General features: G+C 36.3%; 16 protein-coding genes. 14 read left to right on the top strand and 2 right to left on the bottom strand.

The annotated features are described in order from the left end of the window. The first annotated feature begins 96 nt into the window (after positions 1–96). The 5 genes from AAOP42_RS02565 (at position 97) to AAOP42_RS02545 (ending at position 4,948) form a co-directional block, all read left to right on the top strand. A complete protein-coding gene (locus AAOP42_RS02565; protein WP_349526892.1) occupies positions 97–882 on the top strand; it encodes a 3-keto-disaccharide hydrolase in 786 nt (261 codons plus the stop codon). 170 nt (positions 883–1,052) lie between these two features. Next, entirely contained in the window at positions 1,053–2,429 is a 1,377-nt protein-coding gene (locus AAOP42_RS02560) for a leucine-rich repeat domain-containing protein (protein ID WP_349526891.1), read from the top strand. Positions 2,430–2,643: 214 nt separating this feature from the next. Then, positions 2,644–3,864, top strand: a complete 1,221-nt coding sequence (locus AAOP42_RS02555) for a putative porin (protein WP_349526890.1) — start codon at positions 2,644–2,646, stop codon at positions 3,862–3,864. 46 nt (positions 3,865–3,910) lie between these two features. After that, positions 3,911–4,444: an FMN-binding protein gene (locus tag AAOP42_RS02550; protein WP_349526889.1), complete on the top strand. Its 534-nt coding sequence runs from the start codon at positions 3,911–3,913 to the stop codon at positions 4,442–4,444. Between the two features lie 6 nt (positions 4,445–4,450). Continuing rightward, positions 4,451–4,948 (top strand): Aq_1264-related membrane protein, encoded by a 498-nt coding sequence (locus AAOP42_RS02545; RefSeq protein WP_349526888.1) that lies wholly within the window; start codon positions 4,451–4,453, stop codon positions 4,946–4,948. Between the two features lie 58 nt (positions 4,949–5,006). On the opposite strand, the gene AAOP42_RS02540 is transcribed toward AAOP42_RS02545, so the two are convergent. Then, positions 5,007–5,492, bottom strand: coding sequence for a hypothetical protein (locus AAOP42_RS02540; protein ID WP_349526887.1), 486 nt, complete (start codon positions 5,490–5,492; stop codon positions 5,007–5,009). 444 nt (positions 5,493–5,936) lie between these two features. Here AAOP42_RS02540 and AAOP42_RS02535 point away from each other — a divergent pair, with 444 nt between their 5' ends. The 3 genes from AAOP42_RS02535 (at position 5,937) to AAOP42_RS02525 (ending at position 7,246) form a co-directional block, all read left to right on the top strand. Further along, positions 5,937–6,614, top strand: coding sequence for a porin family protein (locus AAOP42_RS02535; protein WP_349526886.1), 678 nt, complete (start codon positions 5,937–5,939; stop codon positions 6,612–6,614). 72 nt (positions 6,615–6,686) lie between these two features. Beyond that, complete coding sequence (locus AAOP42_RS02530) at positions 6,687–6,899, top strand: hypothetical protein (RefSeq protein ID WP_349526885.1); 213 nt, start codon at positions 6,687–6,689, stop codon at positions 6,897–6,899. After that, on the top strand, positions 6,881–7,246 hold the full coding sequence (locus AAOP42_RS02525) for a PIN domain-containing protein (protein WP_349526884.1): 366 nt from the start codon (positions 6,881–6,883) through the stop codon (positions 7,244–7,246). The genes AAOP42_RS02530 and AAOP42_RS02525 overlap by 19 nt, the downstream gene beginning before the upstream one ends. A 29-nt stretch (positions 7,247–7,275) precedes the next feature. On the opposite strand, the gene AAOP42_RS02520 is transcribed toward AAOP42_RS02525, so the two are convergent. Beyond that, complete coding sequence (locus tag AAOP42_RS02520; RefSeq protein ID WP_349526883.1) at positions 7,276–8,247, bottom strand: YheT family hydrolase; 972 nt, start codon at positions 8,245–8,247, stop codon at positions 7,276–7,278. A 76-nt stretch (positions 8,248–8,323) separates the two neighbouring features. Between AAOP42_RS02520 and AAOP42_RS02515 the strand changes: the two genes are divergently transcribed. The 6 genes from AAOP42_RS02515 (at position 8,324) to AAOP42_RS02490 (ending at position 14,992) form a co-directional block, all read left to right on the top strand. After that, a complete protein-coding gene (locus AAOP42_RS02515; protein ID WP_349526882.1) occupies positions 8,324–9,304 on the top strand; it encodes an ROK family protein in 981 nt (326 codons plus the stop codon). A 40-nt stretch (positions 9,305–9,344) separates the two neighbouring features. Further along, complete coding sequence (locus AAOP42_RS02510) at positions 9,345–11,762, top strand: TonB-dependent receptor (RefSeq protein WP_349526881.1); 2,418 nt, start codon at positions 9,345–9,347, stop codon at positions 11,760–11,762. A 73-nt stretch (positions 11,763–11,835) separates the two neighbouring features. Further along, positions 11,836–12,873 (top strand): tetratricopeptide repeat protein, encoded by a 1,038-nt coding sequence (locus AAOP42_RS02505; protein ID WP_349526880.1) that lies wholly within the window; start codon positions 11,836–11,838, stop codon positions 12,871–12,873. 19 nt (positions 12,874–12,892) lie between these two features. Continuing rightward, positions 12,893–13,171, top strand: coding sequence for a GNAT family N-acetyltransferase (locus AAOP42_RS02500; RefSeq protein WP_349526879.1), 279 nt, complete (start codon positions 12,893–12,895; stop codon positions 13,169–13,171). Positions 13,172–13,180: 9 nt separating this feature from the next. After that, entirely contained in the window at positions 13,181–13,408 is a 228-nt protein-coding gene (locus AAOP42_RS02495; RefSeq protein ID WP_349526878.1) for a (4Fe-4S)-binding protein, read from the top strand. Positions 13,409–13,504: 96 nt separating this feature from the next. After that, positions 13,505–14,992, top strand: coding sequence for a sacsin N-terminal ATP-binding-like domain-containing protein (locus AAOP42_RS02490; RefSeq protein WP_349526877.1), 1,488 nt, complete (start codon positions 13,505–13,507; stop codon positions 14,990–14,992). Positions 14,993–15,101 lie beyond the last annotated feature (109 nt).

Here is a 15,101-nt window from a genome sequence, read left to right as displayed (position 1 = left end):
ATCACTTTTCAATCTTACAAAACAGTTCTTCGTGTCTTCATCCTTTTACCCATTAATTCCATTAAATTCGCTTCAAGTCCGATACATTCAAAACCAATGAAAATGAAGAAAACGATCATCAATTCAATCCTGTTAACTGTGCCTTTGGTAGTCTTTGTGTTATTTGTTGCCATGAAAGCTGCCAAGAAGGAAAAAGTGGGAGTCGGTGTGAAAGCATCCAAGAAATCAGAAGTGCTTTTTGATGGATCCAGGGAAATGCTGGATGAAAAATGGACATATTGGGAAGGGCCAAGGTTTTCTTCAGAGTTACCTTTGAAATGGGAAATCGTGAAAGATCCTGTTGACGGTGGTACAGTTGTCAACAGTAATGATCCTGCGGCAGCTGGTGGAAAATACGGTGCGGCAGATATGGTGACTAAGAAGAAATACAGAGATTTTAGACTTCACGTAGAATTTTTGGTCGAAAATGAGGGAGGCAACAGTGGCGTTTACCTTCAAAATAGGTATGAGATTCAGATATTGGATGGAGACAAGACCAAGCACGGCATGGGAGCAGTGATCAATGAATCGGAATCTCCATATCAGTTTTATAATGGGATTGGAAAATGGAATGCTTACGATATTAAATTTCGAGCCGCCCGGTTCGAAAACGGTGAACTAACAGAGAGGGCTTTGGTTACAGCCTATTTCAACGGACAAAAAGCTCATACCAATGTTAAAATCCAGCAAGTGTGGGGTGGAGTAAACTCAGGTCTCGATGGGGGTAGAGAAGTAACAGACACTCCCGGAGGAATAAAACTTCAGGCAGAAGGACATGACGTGCTTTACAGAAACATCTGGATCAAAGAGTTGGATTTAAAAGAAGCCGATACAGATTTCTGAATTTGATTAGTAGTTGCCAGCTATTTTTAATGGCGTTGCTTAGAGAATAATCTTAATAAAAATCCTGATACATCTGAATTGAAGTATTGATTATAACTTACATTTTCAGTTGAATGTATAGTATATAACTAATCCATTAGTTATATTTGAGTACGCATAAACTGACTGTCATGAAAAATTCTACGATACCAATTTTAATCTCATTTCTTTTCTACTCATTCCATATTTCTGCTCAGGACAATGAAGCCAGAACGGCCGCTATGGATATGGAGCAGGCCCGACGTGACATGAAGGACAAAATGAATAATATATTTTCTAAATATGGTAAAGACTCTGCCATGAGCTACATGCAGGCACAAAGAACCATAGAAGCAGAAAATAAAGCCAGAGAAAGACTGGAACAGTATGCCGGGATTACTTTTACCGATGATGTAAAAGAGTTGGATTTAAGCCATAGCAGATTGACGGAATTACCTGATTTTGTATTCAGGTTTAGAAACTTGGAAAAACTCAATCTTTCCAACAATCAAATTTCGAAGCTTCCAAAAAAGCTTAATGGGCTGGCCAAATTGAAATACATTGACCTATCTTCAAATGGATTAGACAAAGCGAAATTAAAAACTGTGAAGTTGAAGGGAGTCAAGACCATCAATTTTTCATCGAACAACCTTGTGAAGCTTCCAAGGTCGGTTAAGAAAATTAGGAACCTAACCACACTGACTTTAACTCATAATCAATTCACAAGTATTCCGAAAAACCTACGTAAGTTGAAATCTTTGAAAACATTGGAAATTAACCGCAATAATCTGGTTTCTTTTGGAGTGAACTTTAAATATGTAGCTAAACTCACCTCTATGGAAGCCATCTGGGCCGGAAATTCAAATATCACTAAGCTTCCAGATCAGATAGTGTTCTTGCCTCATTTGAAAAAGCTGTATTTGCAGGAAAATAAAGTAGCTTCTGTTTCAGCAGAGATAGGAAAATTAACTCAATTGGAAGAGCTATCATTGTATAAAAACGAAGTGACAGAGCTACCCGGAGAGCTATTCAACTGTACCAATTTGGTTGAGTTGGATTTGTTTTATAACAAATTGAAGAGATTACCTGATGGGATTTCCAAGCTTCAAAAGCTTCCAAATTTGTATTTGGCTTACAATGAGCTGGAATACCTCCCTGAGGAAATAGGAAATACCAATCTTTCAAGGATTTATGTCCACGACAATAAGCTTACCAGTTTACCCGAATCGATTAAAAATTTGTCTGAACTGGAGATTATTCGGTTTGACAATAACTATATCGCTGAGTTTCCAGGTCAGTTGTTTGATCTCAATAATATCAAGTACATCGATTTTTCCAATACGGATGTTACCATTTTGCCCAATCAGATTGAAAAATTCGATCATCTGGAGCTGTTGGTATTCGATGGGTTCAGGATAGATATGAACAATCCTCTTAATAAGGACTATAATCTGTTGATGAAAACTCTTTCTAATAAAGGAGTGACATTGAATGTAAGTTCAAGCGAACAACAAGCATCGACAGAATGATTTGACAGATATGCTTACTCCTTAAAAAGGCAATTAATAGATTAGCTAACTATTTGACATTCTCATGTTTTGCAGTAAGGATATTCTTTATACACAGGAATAATATATTCGTATTCTTTATTAAATTATTTAGATTAATTCTAAACAAGATTTGTATTGTTTGAAATGGTGTATAGTTTTGCGCAGCTATCTATAATCAGTCCAAATAAATATAATGAGTCAAATTAAGAAGAGTTTATTATCAGGTTTACTTTTTGTTTTTATAGCCTTTCATTTAAGTGCACAAGTGACAGGTACAGATTCATTGACAAATGAACCTTTAAACACAGCCAGCAATATTATTGCAGGAAATGGCAATGGAGACATCACTATCAGTGGGTATGCACAGATTGATTATAACGAGCCTGTTGGCGGGCCTGTAAGAGAGAATGGAACACTTGATGTGCATCGGTTGATCATGTTTATTGGTTATAAATTTAATGACAGAACGCATTTTGTTACAGAAATTGAATTTGAACATATAACGGAGGCTGCTATTGAACAGGCATTTATCAACTACAGAATAAATCAGGCTTTGAATTTTAGAGCAGGTTTGATGTTGATACCTATGGGTATTGTAAACGAATATCACGAACCTACAACTTTCAATGGTGTAGAAAGGCCCAATATGGATAAATATATAATACCTTCGACCTGGAGAGAGTTGGGTGTGGGATTGTCGGGAAACTTTCCTAATGCGGCGTTGAGGTATCAATTGTATGTCATTAATGGGTTCAATGGTTATGATGGATTGGGAACGTTTACTGGCAGAGACGGGCTTAGAGCTGGTAAACAAAAAGGTGCAGAATCTTACATTAGCTCTCCTAACCTGTCGGGTAAAGTGGATTATTACGGTTTACCCGGTTTGAAAGTGGGGTTGGCAGGTTATTTTGGTAAATCACAATCAACACTCTACAATGGGTTGAATGTAAGCGATGCTTTGGCTGTGGCACAGGCAGATTCATCTGTGGTTAATATTTCTATGGTTGGGATAGATTTCAGGTATCAAAAACAAGGTTTTCAAGCCAGAGGACAATTGGTGAACACTGCCATAGGAAATTCGATAGAATACAATTCGTTTACAGGAAATGATATGGGATCAGGGATTTTTGGTTACTATCTTGAGGCTGGATATGATATATTAAAGTTCACAAATGTGAACAATGATAAAGGTTTGGTTTTGTTTTGCAGGTACGAGAATTACAATACCCATAAAAACACTGCCGGGGAGTTGACCATAAATGATGCTTATAATCGTACAGACATTACTATTGGAGCCACTTTCAAGCTGGCCAATGGTGCAGTCCTGAAAACAGATTACCAAATATTAAAGAATGCAATAGCCAATTCGAAAAGTGACAGACAGCTTAACTTTGGTGTGGGTGTGTGGTTCTAAATGGAATTGTATATCAATTTGTGATGATCAACTGTTAACAAATTTTATGAAGTATCTATTTTTCTGCGTAGGGATTTTGTTTATCAGTGCATTTGCAATGCAGGATGTAAAGTTTCCTAAAAGTGCCCTGAAGAAAATAGATAGGTCAATAACCAATACCTGGGGAGTCGAAGAGTATAACAAGTCTCCTATATCTTTGAGTGGTATTGATTTCGAACTTACAGGATTGGAAAATGTCAATGTTATTGAAGGAACCGATTCGGAACCGCTTGGCTATATGGTGCTGTCGAAAGGAAGGGGAAAGTATGATTATTTTGATCTTATGGTTCTTTATGACAAGGAATTGAAGATAGTTGCTTCAGAGGTATTGGTATATCGCGAAGATTATGGGGGAGAAATAGGCAGTGGCAGGTGGCTGAAGCAATTTGTAGGGAAGAATATCACAAGTGAGTTTAAACTGAGTAATGATGTGCAGGGTATTAGTGGAGCGACCATTTCTGTCAGGTCGGCTACTCAGGAATTTAAAAGGCTCACAAGGCTTATGGAGCAATTGAAAAATCAAAATAAACTCAATATTTAACTTGTCTTGAGCTACCTCAACAATATTCAAAATTTCCCTTCTTATGTAAAAAGAATGATTTTCTTTTTTACACTTTCTATGACAGTTGGTTATTTTACAGGGTTCAATTTTATTTACCGTACCACAGAGCTAAAACCACAGGGAATAGAAGAAAATTACAATGGAAACGAAGAGGATGAAAATGCTGAAGTCATGCTGTTTAAAAAGCCTGAAAATGAAATTCTTACCACAATTCACACACATATACTGTCTTTTTCCTTGATTTTTATTGCATTGTGTGGCGTTTTACTGGCTGTACCAATGCCTCAGAAACTAAAATCCTTCTTGCTTATTGAACCTTTTGTTTCTACCATATTAACCTTTGGAGGTATCTGGTTTTTATGGAAAGGATTCATTTGGGTAAAATATATAGTAATGCTGTCAGGCATCTTGCTTACCCTAAGCTTCGTGCTGATAGTATTTTTTGTTTTTAAAAGTCTTTTGATTTCACCTAAACAAGTATAGATATATGTTTTGAAAATTTTGGAAAGTTTACTTTGATTGTTTTAGTTATGCTTTTTCATCAAAAATAAATACCAAAGGAGATATTTAGACCAAATGAATCAGAATATGAAGAATCGCTAAAGTTTAGATAATTTAAGGTTGGTTCAATTGAAACGTGATCATTAAAAAAAAATGCATAACCACCCTCTAAACCTAAAATGTTTACTCCTTGATTTTCAGAAAAGTGTGAATATGAAACACCTAAAATCCCTTTTCCTCCAGGGTAGTATCTTCCAAAGACACCTAGTATACTTTGATCAGTTTTAAAAGTGTCACCAAAACCTTTATAACTTACCTCACTATACTCAAGCCCAATTCCAAAAGCTAGATTATCTACCACAAAATAACCAGGACTGAGAGATAAATTGAATGTTGTGGTTTCATCTCCAGATAAAAAACTTAGGTCTGATGCTGCTGCGACCAACCAAGATCCTTTTTTTGTTTGTGCAGCAGAGATAAATGAGATTGAAATAAATAAAGTGAATAATAAGATTACTTTTTTCATGAGATTCGTATTTTAGTTTATTTAACAAAACAGAGAAGTAATTTATATTTAGACATGATAAAACTTATAGTATTTAATGAGTATTTTTTTGATATAAAAGTCAGCTTTTAATTTTATTTAGTCCGCAGGTACCAGAATGATTTATTTGTGGTAATGTGTACGACTCGTACAATACGATATAAACAAATCTTTTTTAGTATAGAATAGACATTATCACGGTTGATTGTGCATAGAGAGATTACAAGATTTTTTTCTCCAAAATTAGCAATGAATTGGCGGTTTTTTTTAAGAGCAAAATTCTCCATAATAAATCAACCGTGATAATGTCTAATCTAATGAGAAAACTTGTCAATTATTACAATTGCTGTGAGTGAGAGTTGCTTTTTGTGTAACTATCTCATGTATTCCATGTAAATTCGCATTCGAAACGGATAATAAGTCACATTGAATAAGAAAGTATTAATCATATTGGTTGCGATGTTGTGTTCTTTGGGAGTAGCGGCTCAGGATAGTTTGTTTCATAACCACACATATATTGGTATTAAAGCAGGATACAATTATGGCACAGCTTCTTTTGGACATGCCTTGCAGCGGATAAATATTGAGGAGGGCTATAATTCTGGTATCCATGTTGGTTTGATAGGTATCAATTACATGGAGAAAAACATCGGACTTCAGGTGGAGTTGAATTACACTCAGAAAGGATGGACGCAGCTATTTGACAACAATGCACCAAAATTTGTTACAGATTTGAATTATATCGAGATGCCCATGTACATGAACGTTTACATAGGGCGTAAGAAAACAAGGATGTATTTCAATTTGGGAATTTATGCTGAATATTTGGTGGGCGTGAAAGCGAGCACCATTCCTACTGATAAGCAAGGGTATGATTTTTATCCTTATGACACATCCAGAGACAGAAAGTTTGGCTATGGAATGATAGCAGGTGGAGGATTTTATCGTGATTTTAGTTTTGGTACAATTCTAATTCAAGGCGCATTTTCTTATGGAATAAGCAATGTGCTCGATCCTGTAACTGAAGATTCAGGCATTCCGGATTTATCCAATCTGCTAACTTCTTCCGTTTCGATTGGTTACCTGATCAAATTGGGGAAGTGAGGATAGTTTTAAAAAAATAACAAAGACATGGTTTTACAACCAAAACATCTAGAATGATGTTAAATTTGTTACATGGAAAAGATTATTCTGACAATAAAAGATAATAGCAAACTCAATTTTTTTCTGGAATTGATTAAGCAGTTTGATTTTATTGAAGTCCAAAAATCTACTTCAAAAAAAAACGATACAAAAGAATATGATTTTTTTGCTTCTGCTGGATTATGGAAAAACAGGGAAATTGATGCTCAGGAGCTTCGCAAAAAAGCATGGAAAAGAACCAATTAGTCCTCTGTGATACCAATATTCTTATTGAATTTTACAGAGAAAACCCCGAAATTCTAAAATCATTAAAGCTTATTGGTCAAGAGAACATTGCTATAAGCATTGTTTCTTCTGCCGAATTGATTTATGGAGCAATAAATAAAAGAGAGCTTAACCAAATCAAAAAAGACATATCACATTTGATAGAGATTGATATCGACAAAGGTATCTGCGAAGTATTTATTGAATTGATCAAGGTATTCTTTAAGTCACAACCTTACATTGCCGGATGGATTAATTGCAGCTACAGCTCTAGTTCAACGTTTGCCATTATATACTTTAAACAAGAAGGATTTCAAATTCATAGATAATCTGGAACTATGGTAATGCAGGTGATAAATCAATTTAAAAAATCTTGAACAAACTCATAAGCCCTTACATCCATCCAGGAATGTTCTTTTCCTTTGAGGGAAAAACCCACGTGTCCGCCATGTTTTGGAATTTCCAGATATAAAAAAGGATGTGTTGTTGCAATATCAGCAGGATAACATTTATTCCCAAGCATCGGGTCATTTTTGGCGTTTACTATTAAAGAAGGGACTTTAATGTTATCGTAAAATTGATCAGAAGTGGAACTTGTATAAAAATCCTGAGCATCTTTGAAATCATGCAAAGGAGCTGTATAACGTTCATCAAATTCGTCGAATGTAGTAATATTATCCACACCTTCAATATTGATTTGATCAGGGTAAACCTCTGCTTTCAGTTTTATTTTTGTCAACATTTTTTTCAAAAACCTCCTGCGATAAAACCTGTTTTCAGACTTTTTCAATTGCAAGGCACTATCCCATAAATTGCATGGAACAGAAAAAACAGCAGAAGCTAAGATTCTTGGATCAACATTCGAACCTTTTTCACCCAGATATTTTAAGGTAGTGCTGCCACCCATAGAAAATCCTGACAGGACAACTTTCTTGTATGTATTGGATATTAATGCGTGTTGTATCATTGTATCATAATCATCTGTAACCCCGTGATGGTACATGCGCAACGCCCGGTTTATTTCTCCACTACACGATCTGTAGTTCCAGGCCAACACATCCCAGCCCAGTTGATGAAAGTACTTTGCCATACTTTTGACGTAGTGACGGTCAGAACTTCCTTCCAGCCCATGAGACAGTATGATGAGCTTATCATTTCCATCCTTCAACCAATCCAGATCAATAAAGTCATCGTCAGGAGTCTCTATTCTTTCACGTGTGTATTTTATCCCTTTTATTTCCCTGAATAAACTGGGTATTATGGTTTCAAAATGACCATTATGGATATAAAAGGAGTGGTTGTTGTAACTTGAATTTGAGATCAATGGCATTGGGCATTATAATTATTCGGATTAAAGTTATGTTCTGTCTTTTGCTTTTATATTTTTGTCGCTAAAATAAGACATTATGAAGGAATTTGTATTAGGAATAGACATTGGTGGAACAAGTGCCAAATTCGGGTTAGTCAATAGAGATGGAGATGTGTTTAATGAAGGATCTGTTCCGACTGTTGATACCACCAGTGTGGATGAAGTGCTCAAGCCTATATATGAAAAGATTACCACTATATTAGGGCAAAACCCTGAATACAAATTGATTGGAGCAGGAGTAGGAGCTCCCAATAGCAATTACTACAAAGGCACTATTGAATTTGCACCCAACCTGGATTGGGGAGAAATGGTGGATTTTAAATCTGAATTTAAAAAATACTTTGATTTCCCCATGGTACTGACCAATGATGCCAATGCTGCTGCAATTGGAGAAAAAGTATTTGGTGGAGCTAAAGATATGAATGACTTTGTCATTTTTACATTGGGAACCGGGTTAGGTAGTGGAATAGTAGTTAATGGCAATGTGGTTTATGGATACAGCGGATTTGCCGGAGAATTAGGACACGTAACCGTTAACCCCAAAGGAAGGTACTGTGCCTGTGGCAGGCGTGGATGTTTGGAGACCTATGTATCCGCAACTGGAATCAAAAGGACGGTGTATAAAATGCTGGCTGACTATACAGATCCAAGTGTTTTAAGAGAAGTCAGTTATGATGACCTCAACGCAAAAATGATTACTGATGCAGCCATAGATAATGATTTCATTGCGATCAAAGCTTTCGAATACACAGGTAAAATTTTAGGAATAAAACTGGCTGATACCGTAGTTCACACAAGCCCTCAAGCTATATTTTTATTTGGTGGCCTGGTCAATGCAGGAAAATACCTTTTCGAACCTACCATGAAACATATGGAGAAAAATATGTTTAAGGCATTTAGAGGAACGGTGCAGTTATTGCCCTCCGCACTGATGGATAAAAATGCTGCTGTACTTGGTGCTGCTGCTTTGGCCTGGGACGAGGCAGACAAACATTCCAGGTTAATAAACCTTATTTGATGGCGTAATATTTGCTTCAACGGCAGTATTAATTTGTTACATGAGCCAATCAACTATACAACGTCTCATTTTTGTCATTTCACTACTTTTTCCCTTAATCTCATTTGGACAAAAGGTACGTGTGGTTGATAAAAATACAATGAATCCGGTTTATAATGCAGCAGTGATTGATGGACAAACCAATGATGTTGTTTTTAGCGATGAAGATGGTTATTTGGAATTAAAAGCCACCACTGATCCTAAGAGAAAACTTTACGTTCGACATCCATCATACAAAAGGCAGGAGCTCACGTACAAAGACCTTTCCAAACAGAACAATGTTATTTACCTGTCCGAAGGAGTACTCAACATAGATGAGATTGTGGTCTCTGCCAACAAATGGGAGCAGGAGAAGTCTGAAGTTCCTAATGAAATATTGTCTATTTCTCCCAGAGAAGTAGCTTTTAAAAATCCGCAAACTGCTGCTGACATGCTGGAAAACACCGGACAGGTATTTATGCAAAGAAGTCAGATGGGAGGAGGAAGTCCCATGATCCGGGGCTTTGCTGCCAATTCGGTATTGATAATGGTGGATGGAGTGCGCATGAACAATGCCATCTATAGGGAAGGAAATTTGCAAAACGTAATAATGCTTGATCCTAATTTACTGGAAAGATCGGAAGTGATTTATGGGCCAGGGTCTGTCTTGTATGGTAGTGATGCATTGGGTGGGGTGATGGATTTTAACACATTGAGACCCAGGTATTCAACCGGGGATAAGCTGAGAATCTATCCCACAGCTTTTGTGCGATATGCCTCTGCCAACAATGAAAATACAGGACATGTTAATTTACGATACGGCAATAAGAATTGGGGATTTATTACCGGATTGTCTTACAGCGATTTTGGTGATTTACGATCCGGAGCGAATAGAAATTCTAAGTATCCGGATTTTGGAAAACGATATGAATATGTAACCCGAGTTAACGGAGCAGATCAAATCATCCAAAATGATGATCAAAATATCCAACGGTTTTCAGGGTACAATCAAACCAATTTCCTGCAAAAAACAGGTTATACAAAAGATACATTCGAATTGCTCTATGGCTTTTATTATACCACTTCATCCAACATTCCCAGATATGACCGATTAACAGAAAGAAGTGAAGGACAACTCAAAAGCGCTGAGTGGTATTATGGGCCTCAGGAATTTATGATGCATTCACTGACGCTTTCTGATTATAAGCAATCCAAAATGTACGATGCAGTGAAATTGGTATTGGCACATCAAAATGTGACTGAAAGCCGCAACGATAGAAAGTTGTACGGTGATGATTTGAGGAAAAGGAATGAAAATGTAAAAACATATTCTCTTAACCTTGATTTGGATAAAAAGTTGAATGAAAAGACCGAACTTTTTTATGGTGCAGAGGTATTGCATAATACAGTAACTTCTACTGCATTTTCAGTGGATATAACTAATCCACAAAGTGTGTCAGCAGCGTCCACACGCTACCCTGACGGTGGTAGCAGCTATGGATCGTTGGCAACCTATTTCAGCCTGAAAAGAAGGATGTGGTCTGATGTAATTGTGACTGGAGGTATAAGGTATTCCAATGTATATATGACTTCAAAATTTGAAGATAAAACATTTTATGATTTTCAATTTGATCGGATCAAATTGAACAATGATGCCATCAGTGGTAGTCTGGGACTGGTTTATTTGAAAGATGACAAATGGAAACTAAGTGGGTTGCTGTCATCAGGATTCAGGTCTCCTAATATTGATGACATAGGAAAGGTGTTTGATTCTGAACCGGGCAATGTGGTAGTACCCAACGAAAATCTGCAACCGGAATTTTCCTACAATAGCGAAATAAGCTTGACAAGAAATATTGCCAATGTAGTTGAAGTAGAAATGGTAGGCTATTATTCTTTTTTGAAAGAAACGATTGCACGTCGGGATTTTACTTTTAACAATTCTTCGACGATTACCTATGACGGAGTGGAAAGTAATGTACAGGCATTGGTAAATGTTGGGGATGCTTATATTTTTGGCTATTCCCTGAATGTGCGTGCGGATATTACTCATTACCTTTCCCTGTATTCTACCTTAAGTAACAATAGCGGAAAAGACAAAATAGAAAATGTTCCTTTGAGGCATACCACACCATTGTTTGGACAGACATCTTTTATATTTAATTTGAAAAAAGTAAAAGCAGAGTTGTTTGCCCGGTATAATGGAAGCAAATCAAAAAAAGATTTTGTTCCTTCCGAACTTAATAAAGATTACCTCTATACAGTAGATGGTTCACCATCATGGACAACCCTGAATTTCAGGTCTTCTTATCAATTGACTTCCAACCTGAGTATGAGTGCTGCTATAGAAAACATGTTTGATGTACACTATCGTCCATATTCTTCTGGTATCAGTGCTCCAGGTAGAAATGTGATTTTATCGGTAAAAGCTCAGTTTTAGTATTCTTGACTATAGTTTTGTCTCTGAAAATCCGATCCGTTTTTTCTATTTATAAACAGAATAAAATTTGGTGATGCAGAAAAGTAAAATGGTGATGCAAAGAATTTTTGTTTGCTCTCTGATTGTAGGTTTGGTTTATAGTTGTAGTCCTGTAGGTAAGGACAACAGGATTAAATTATTGTTTGAAAAAGCCAACAAAAAATTGGCACAAGAATCCTATAATGACGCCATTGCTATCTATGATCAAATTCTTGAAATGAATCACGACCTTCCTCAGGTATATCAGAATAGGGGAGTGGCCTATTTCGAAACAGGACATTTGGTGTTGGCTTTAGCGGATTATAACCATGTACTCAAAAACGATCCGGAGAATTACCCTATTTACTTCAACCGGGCACGAACCTATCTTGACTTAGGGCGAAACGAAAGTTGCAGATCGGATGTTGATTTTCTTAAAAAGCAATTTCCTGATACTGCCTTGGTGTATTTTATTGAGGGATTGCTTTATCATCAAATGGATGAAAACGAAAATGCTTTGACTTCATTCGACCAGTCTTTAGCAATGGATGAAGGAAATGCAGAGACACTTGCCAACAGAGGGATGGTACATTATGCTATGGAAAATTATGAAAATGCCGATCAGGACTTGATGGCTTCATTGATGATTGATCCGAATAATGTGCTGGCGGTTAATGCGCTGGCACTTGTGAAAGCAGAACAAGGAGGGTTGAAACTCGCAGATTCGTTGATCAATCTGGCACTCACAGCCCAACCAGATCAACCTATTTTTCTCAACAACAGAGGATACATCAATATCCTTAAAAATAATCTTAAACAGGCCGAAACGGACATTTATGGTAGTTTGAAGCTAGACAACAAAAATGCATGGGCACACCAAAATCTTGGAATCTTGCAGGCAGCAAAAGGAGACAACAAAGAAGCCATCATTAGCTTGCAAGAGGCTTTGACACTAAATTCAAAACTGAAGAAAGCAAAATATTATTTGGCTAAAGCTTATATCGATATCAATAATTTGGAAGCGGCGTGTAAATTGGCATCCAATAATTCTTTCTTACAAGAGCAGTTTGCTGATTTGAAAGATTGTAAATAGAAACTCGAATGGGATAATTATGGAAGTTTTACAAACAGACGGTGAAGAGAATGGTAAATTCTACATAAAAATGAATGGAGAGGTGATGGCTGAAATGACCTATAACTGGAGGGGTACAGACAGGATAATCATAAATCATACTGCGGTGGATGAACGCTTGAAAGGACAAGGAGCAGGCAAGCAAATGGTGATAGCGGTTGTAAAATTTGCCAGAGCTAAAGGAATCTCCATTATTCCACAATGCCAGTTTGCAAAAAGTGTATTTGACAAAGTAGGAGAATTGAGAGATGTTTTATAGATTTATAGTATGGACAAAAATAACATCACTAAAGAATACACGAATGGCGAAGTAACCATAGTGTGGCAATCAGGCAAATGCATCCACTCAGGCATGTGCGTAAAAAACAACCCCGCTGTTTTTCATCCCAGAGAAAAGCCCTGGATCAAACCGGAAGCCTCAACCTCCGAGGAAATTATGTCTGCCATAGACAAATGCCCTTCAGGTGCTTTGAGTTATTATAAGAATGAGGGGTGAGGGAAACCCTTATATGGCATAACAGATTAAAATGATATCAAGAGTGGTTTATATTACTTCGTTGTATGCCATTAAAAAAGCAAGCCTCCAACAAACATGCAAGAAGATAGAAACCAATTAATAGAGAAAACTAGAAAAGAGGACGAACGTTCTGATTTGAAACAGCATGCAGATGGGATGCTACGTGATTTTGAAAAGTTCAATAAAAACTCTTCTAACCGAGCTATCTGGGAATTGGTACAAAACGCTTGTGATTTAACTACGCATTGCAGAATCGAAATTGATTATCGTGATAATAAATTTTCTTTCTCACATAACGGCAAAGCATTTACCACAAAAACCTTAATATCTCTAGTTAAGCAGGTAAGTGGTAAATATGGTGATGAAGATATTCCTGAAGTAGGTAAATACGGTACAGGTTTTTTAACTACTCACACTTTTGGCAGGAAGTTCAAGCTAAACTCCTTTCTAGATGCAGGTGGATATTATTTACCGATTAAAGATTTTGAAATTGACAGAACGCCTAAAATTTGGCAAGACCTAAGCGATAATATTTCGGATCAGAAAAAGCGTGTTTACGACTTATTAAAGGAAGAAAGTGCAGTAGAAGTATCTGATTTAAAAACCACTTTCACATATCTACCTCAATCAGACAAAGAACTTGAATATATCAAAGAATCTTCCAAATATTTAGATGATTACATTCCTCTAGTTTTTACCATAAATAATAGGTTGAAAGAAGTTGTAATTCGTCAAGAAAATGGAGTAACGGATACTTATCGATTCCATAATAAGAAGAAAATAGAAAACGATAAAGGAATTGACTTACATCAATCAATTCTTTTAAAGAATGATGAAGAAATACATCTATACAGTATAAGAGATGAGGAAGAAGAAATTGAAATTATCCTTCCTATAAATAAGAATAATGAGGTTATTCAGTTTAATGAGAAAATAGCCCGTTTATTCTATTACTATCCTTTAATTGGTTCAGAAGATTTTGGATTAAACTTTATCATTAATTGCAATAAGTTTCTACCCACAGAACCCAGAGACACCATTCATCTAAAAAGTGATAAAGACCAGGTAAAAGCAGATGAAGAAGCAAATAGGCTTATTATTGAGAAATGCTCCAACCTTATTTTTTCATTTTTAGAAAGCAACATCATTGAGGTTAATAACCCATTATTATATACTAATGTCAACCTTAAAACAGTCAGTGATGATAACTTTTTGAACGAGTATTTTAAAGAGCTCAGTATTAAATGGAACTCTAAATTAAGTGAACTACCCTTTGTTAAAACAAATGATGGCTATAAGCCTATAAGTAGTGTAAGTTATCTATCAGACGATTTTTTAAATCCGGAAGGAGATCTTTTCGATTGTTTCTATGAACTCATCTCAAAGTTTTATTCCAATATCCCAGTTAAAGAGGATATTACCAAATGGAGTGAACACGCTATTAACTGGAACAATGAAACTACAGTTTTTATAACCCATAATGATTTACTTGAGAAAATAAGCGAGTGTAGTCTTCAAGATTTTGATGAGGCTTTGGAACTGCTACATTTGACAGGACAGTAAGTTAAGCTCGTTAAGCTAAATTTACATAAGATGAAACAAGAAAGAAGACACTTCGATAAGGAGTTCAAAATGATGGCAGTAAATCTGTGTTTGACAGGGAAGTCAACCA

The organism is Reichenbachiella sp. MALMAid0571 (genome assembly GCF_040151475.1).
Classification (GTDB): Bacteria; Bacteroidota; Bacteroidia; order Cytophagales; family Cyclobacteriaceae; genus CAXBNB01.
The sequence above is the reverse complement of the archived record's forward strand: the minus strand, read 5'-3'. Positions and strand labels throughout refer to the sequence as shown.

Bases quoted from the DNA above. Each gene is read 5' to 3' on its own strand.
- AAOP42_RS02565 (WP_349526892.1), top strand. From the start codon at position 97: ATGAAAATGAAGAAAACGATCATCAATTCAATCCTGTTAACTGTGCCT.
- AAOP42_RS02560 (WP_349526891.1), top strand. From the start codon at position 1,053: ATGAAAAATTCTACGATACCAATTTTAATCTCATTTCTTTTCTACTCA.
- AAOP42_RS02555 (WP_349526890.1), top strand. From the start codon at position 2,644: ATGAGTCAAATTAAGAAGAGTTTATTATCAGGTTTACTTTTTGTTTTT.
- AAOP42_RS02550 (WP_349526889.1), top strand. From the start codon at position 3,911: ATGAAGTATCTATTTTTCTGCGTAGGGATTTTGTTTATCAGTGCATTT.
- AAOP42_RS02540 (WP_349526887.1), bottom strand. From the start codon at position 5,492: ATGAAAAAAGTAATCTTATTATTCACTTTATTTATTTCAATCTCATTT.
- AAOP42_RS02530 (WP_349526885.1), top strand. From the start codon at position 6,687: ATGGAAAAGATTATTCTGACAATAAAAGATAATAGCAAACTCAATTTT.
- AAOP42_RS02525 (WP_349526884.1), top strand. From the start codon at position 6,881: ATGGAAAAGAACCAATTAGTCCTCTGTGATACCAATATTCTTATTGAA.
- AAOP42_RS02520 (WP_349526883.1), bottom strand. From the start codon at position 8,247: ATGCCATTGATCTCAAATTCAAGTTACAACAACCACTCCTTTTATATC.
- AAOP42_RS02515 (WP_349526882.1), top strand. From the start codon at position 8,324: ATGAAGGAATTTGTATTAGGAATAGACATTGGTGGAACAAGTGCCAAA.
- AAOP42_RS02510 (WP_349526881.1), top strand. From the start codon at position 9,345: ATGAGCCAATCAACTATACAACGTCTCATTTTTGTCATTTCACTACTT.
- AAOP42_RS02505 (WP_349526880.1), top strand. From the start codon at position 11,836: ATGCAGAAAAGTAAAATGGTGATGCAAAGAATTTTTGTTTGCTCTCTG.
- AAOP42_RS02500 (WP_349526879.1), top strand. From the start codon at position 12,893: ATGGAAGTTTTACAAACAGACGGTGAAGAGAATGGTAAATTCTACATA.
- AAOP42_RS02495 (WP_349526878.1), top strand. From the start codon at position 13,181: ATGGACAAAAATAACATCACTAAAGAATACACGAATGGCGAAGTAACC.
- AAOP42_RS02490 (WP_349526877.1), top strand. From the start codon at position 13,505: ATGCAAGAAGATAGAAACCAATTAATAGAGAAAACTAGAAAAGAGGAC.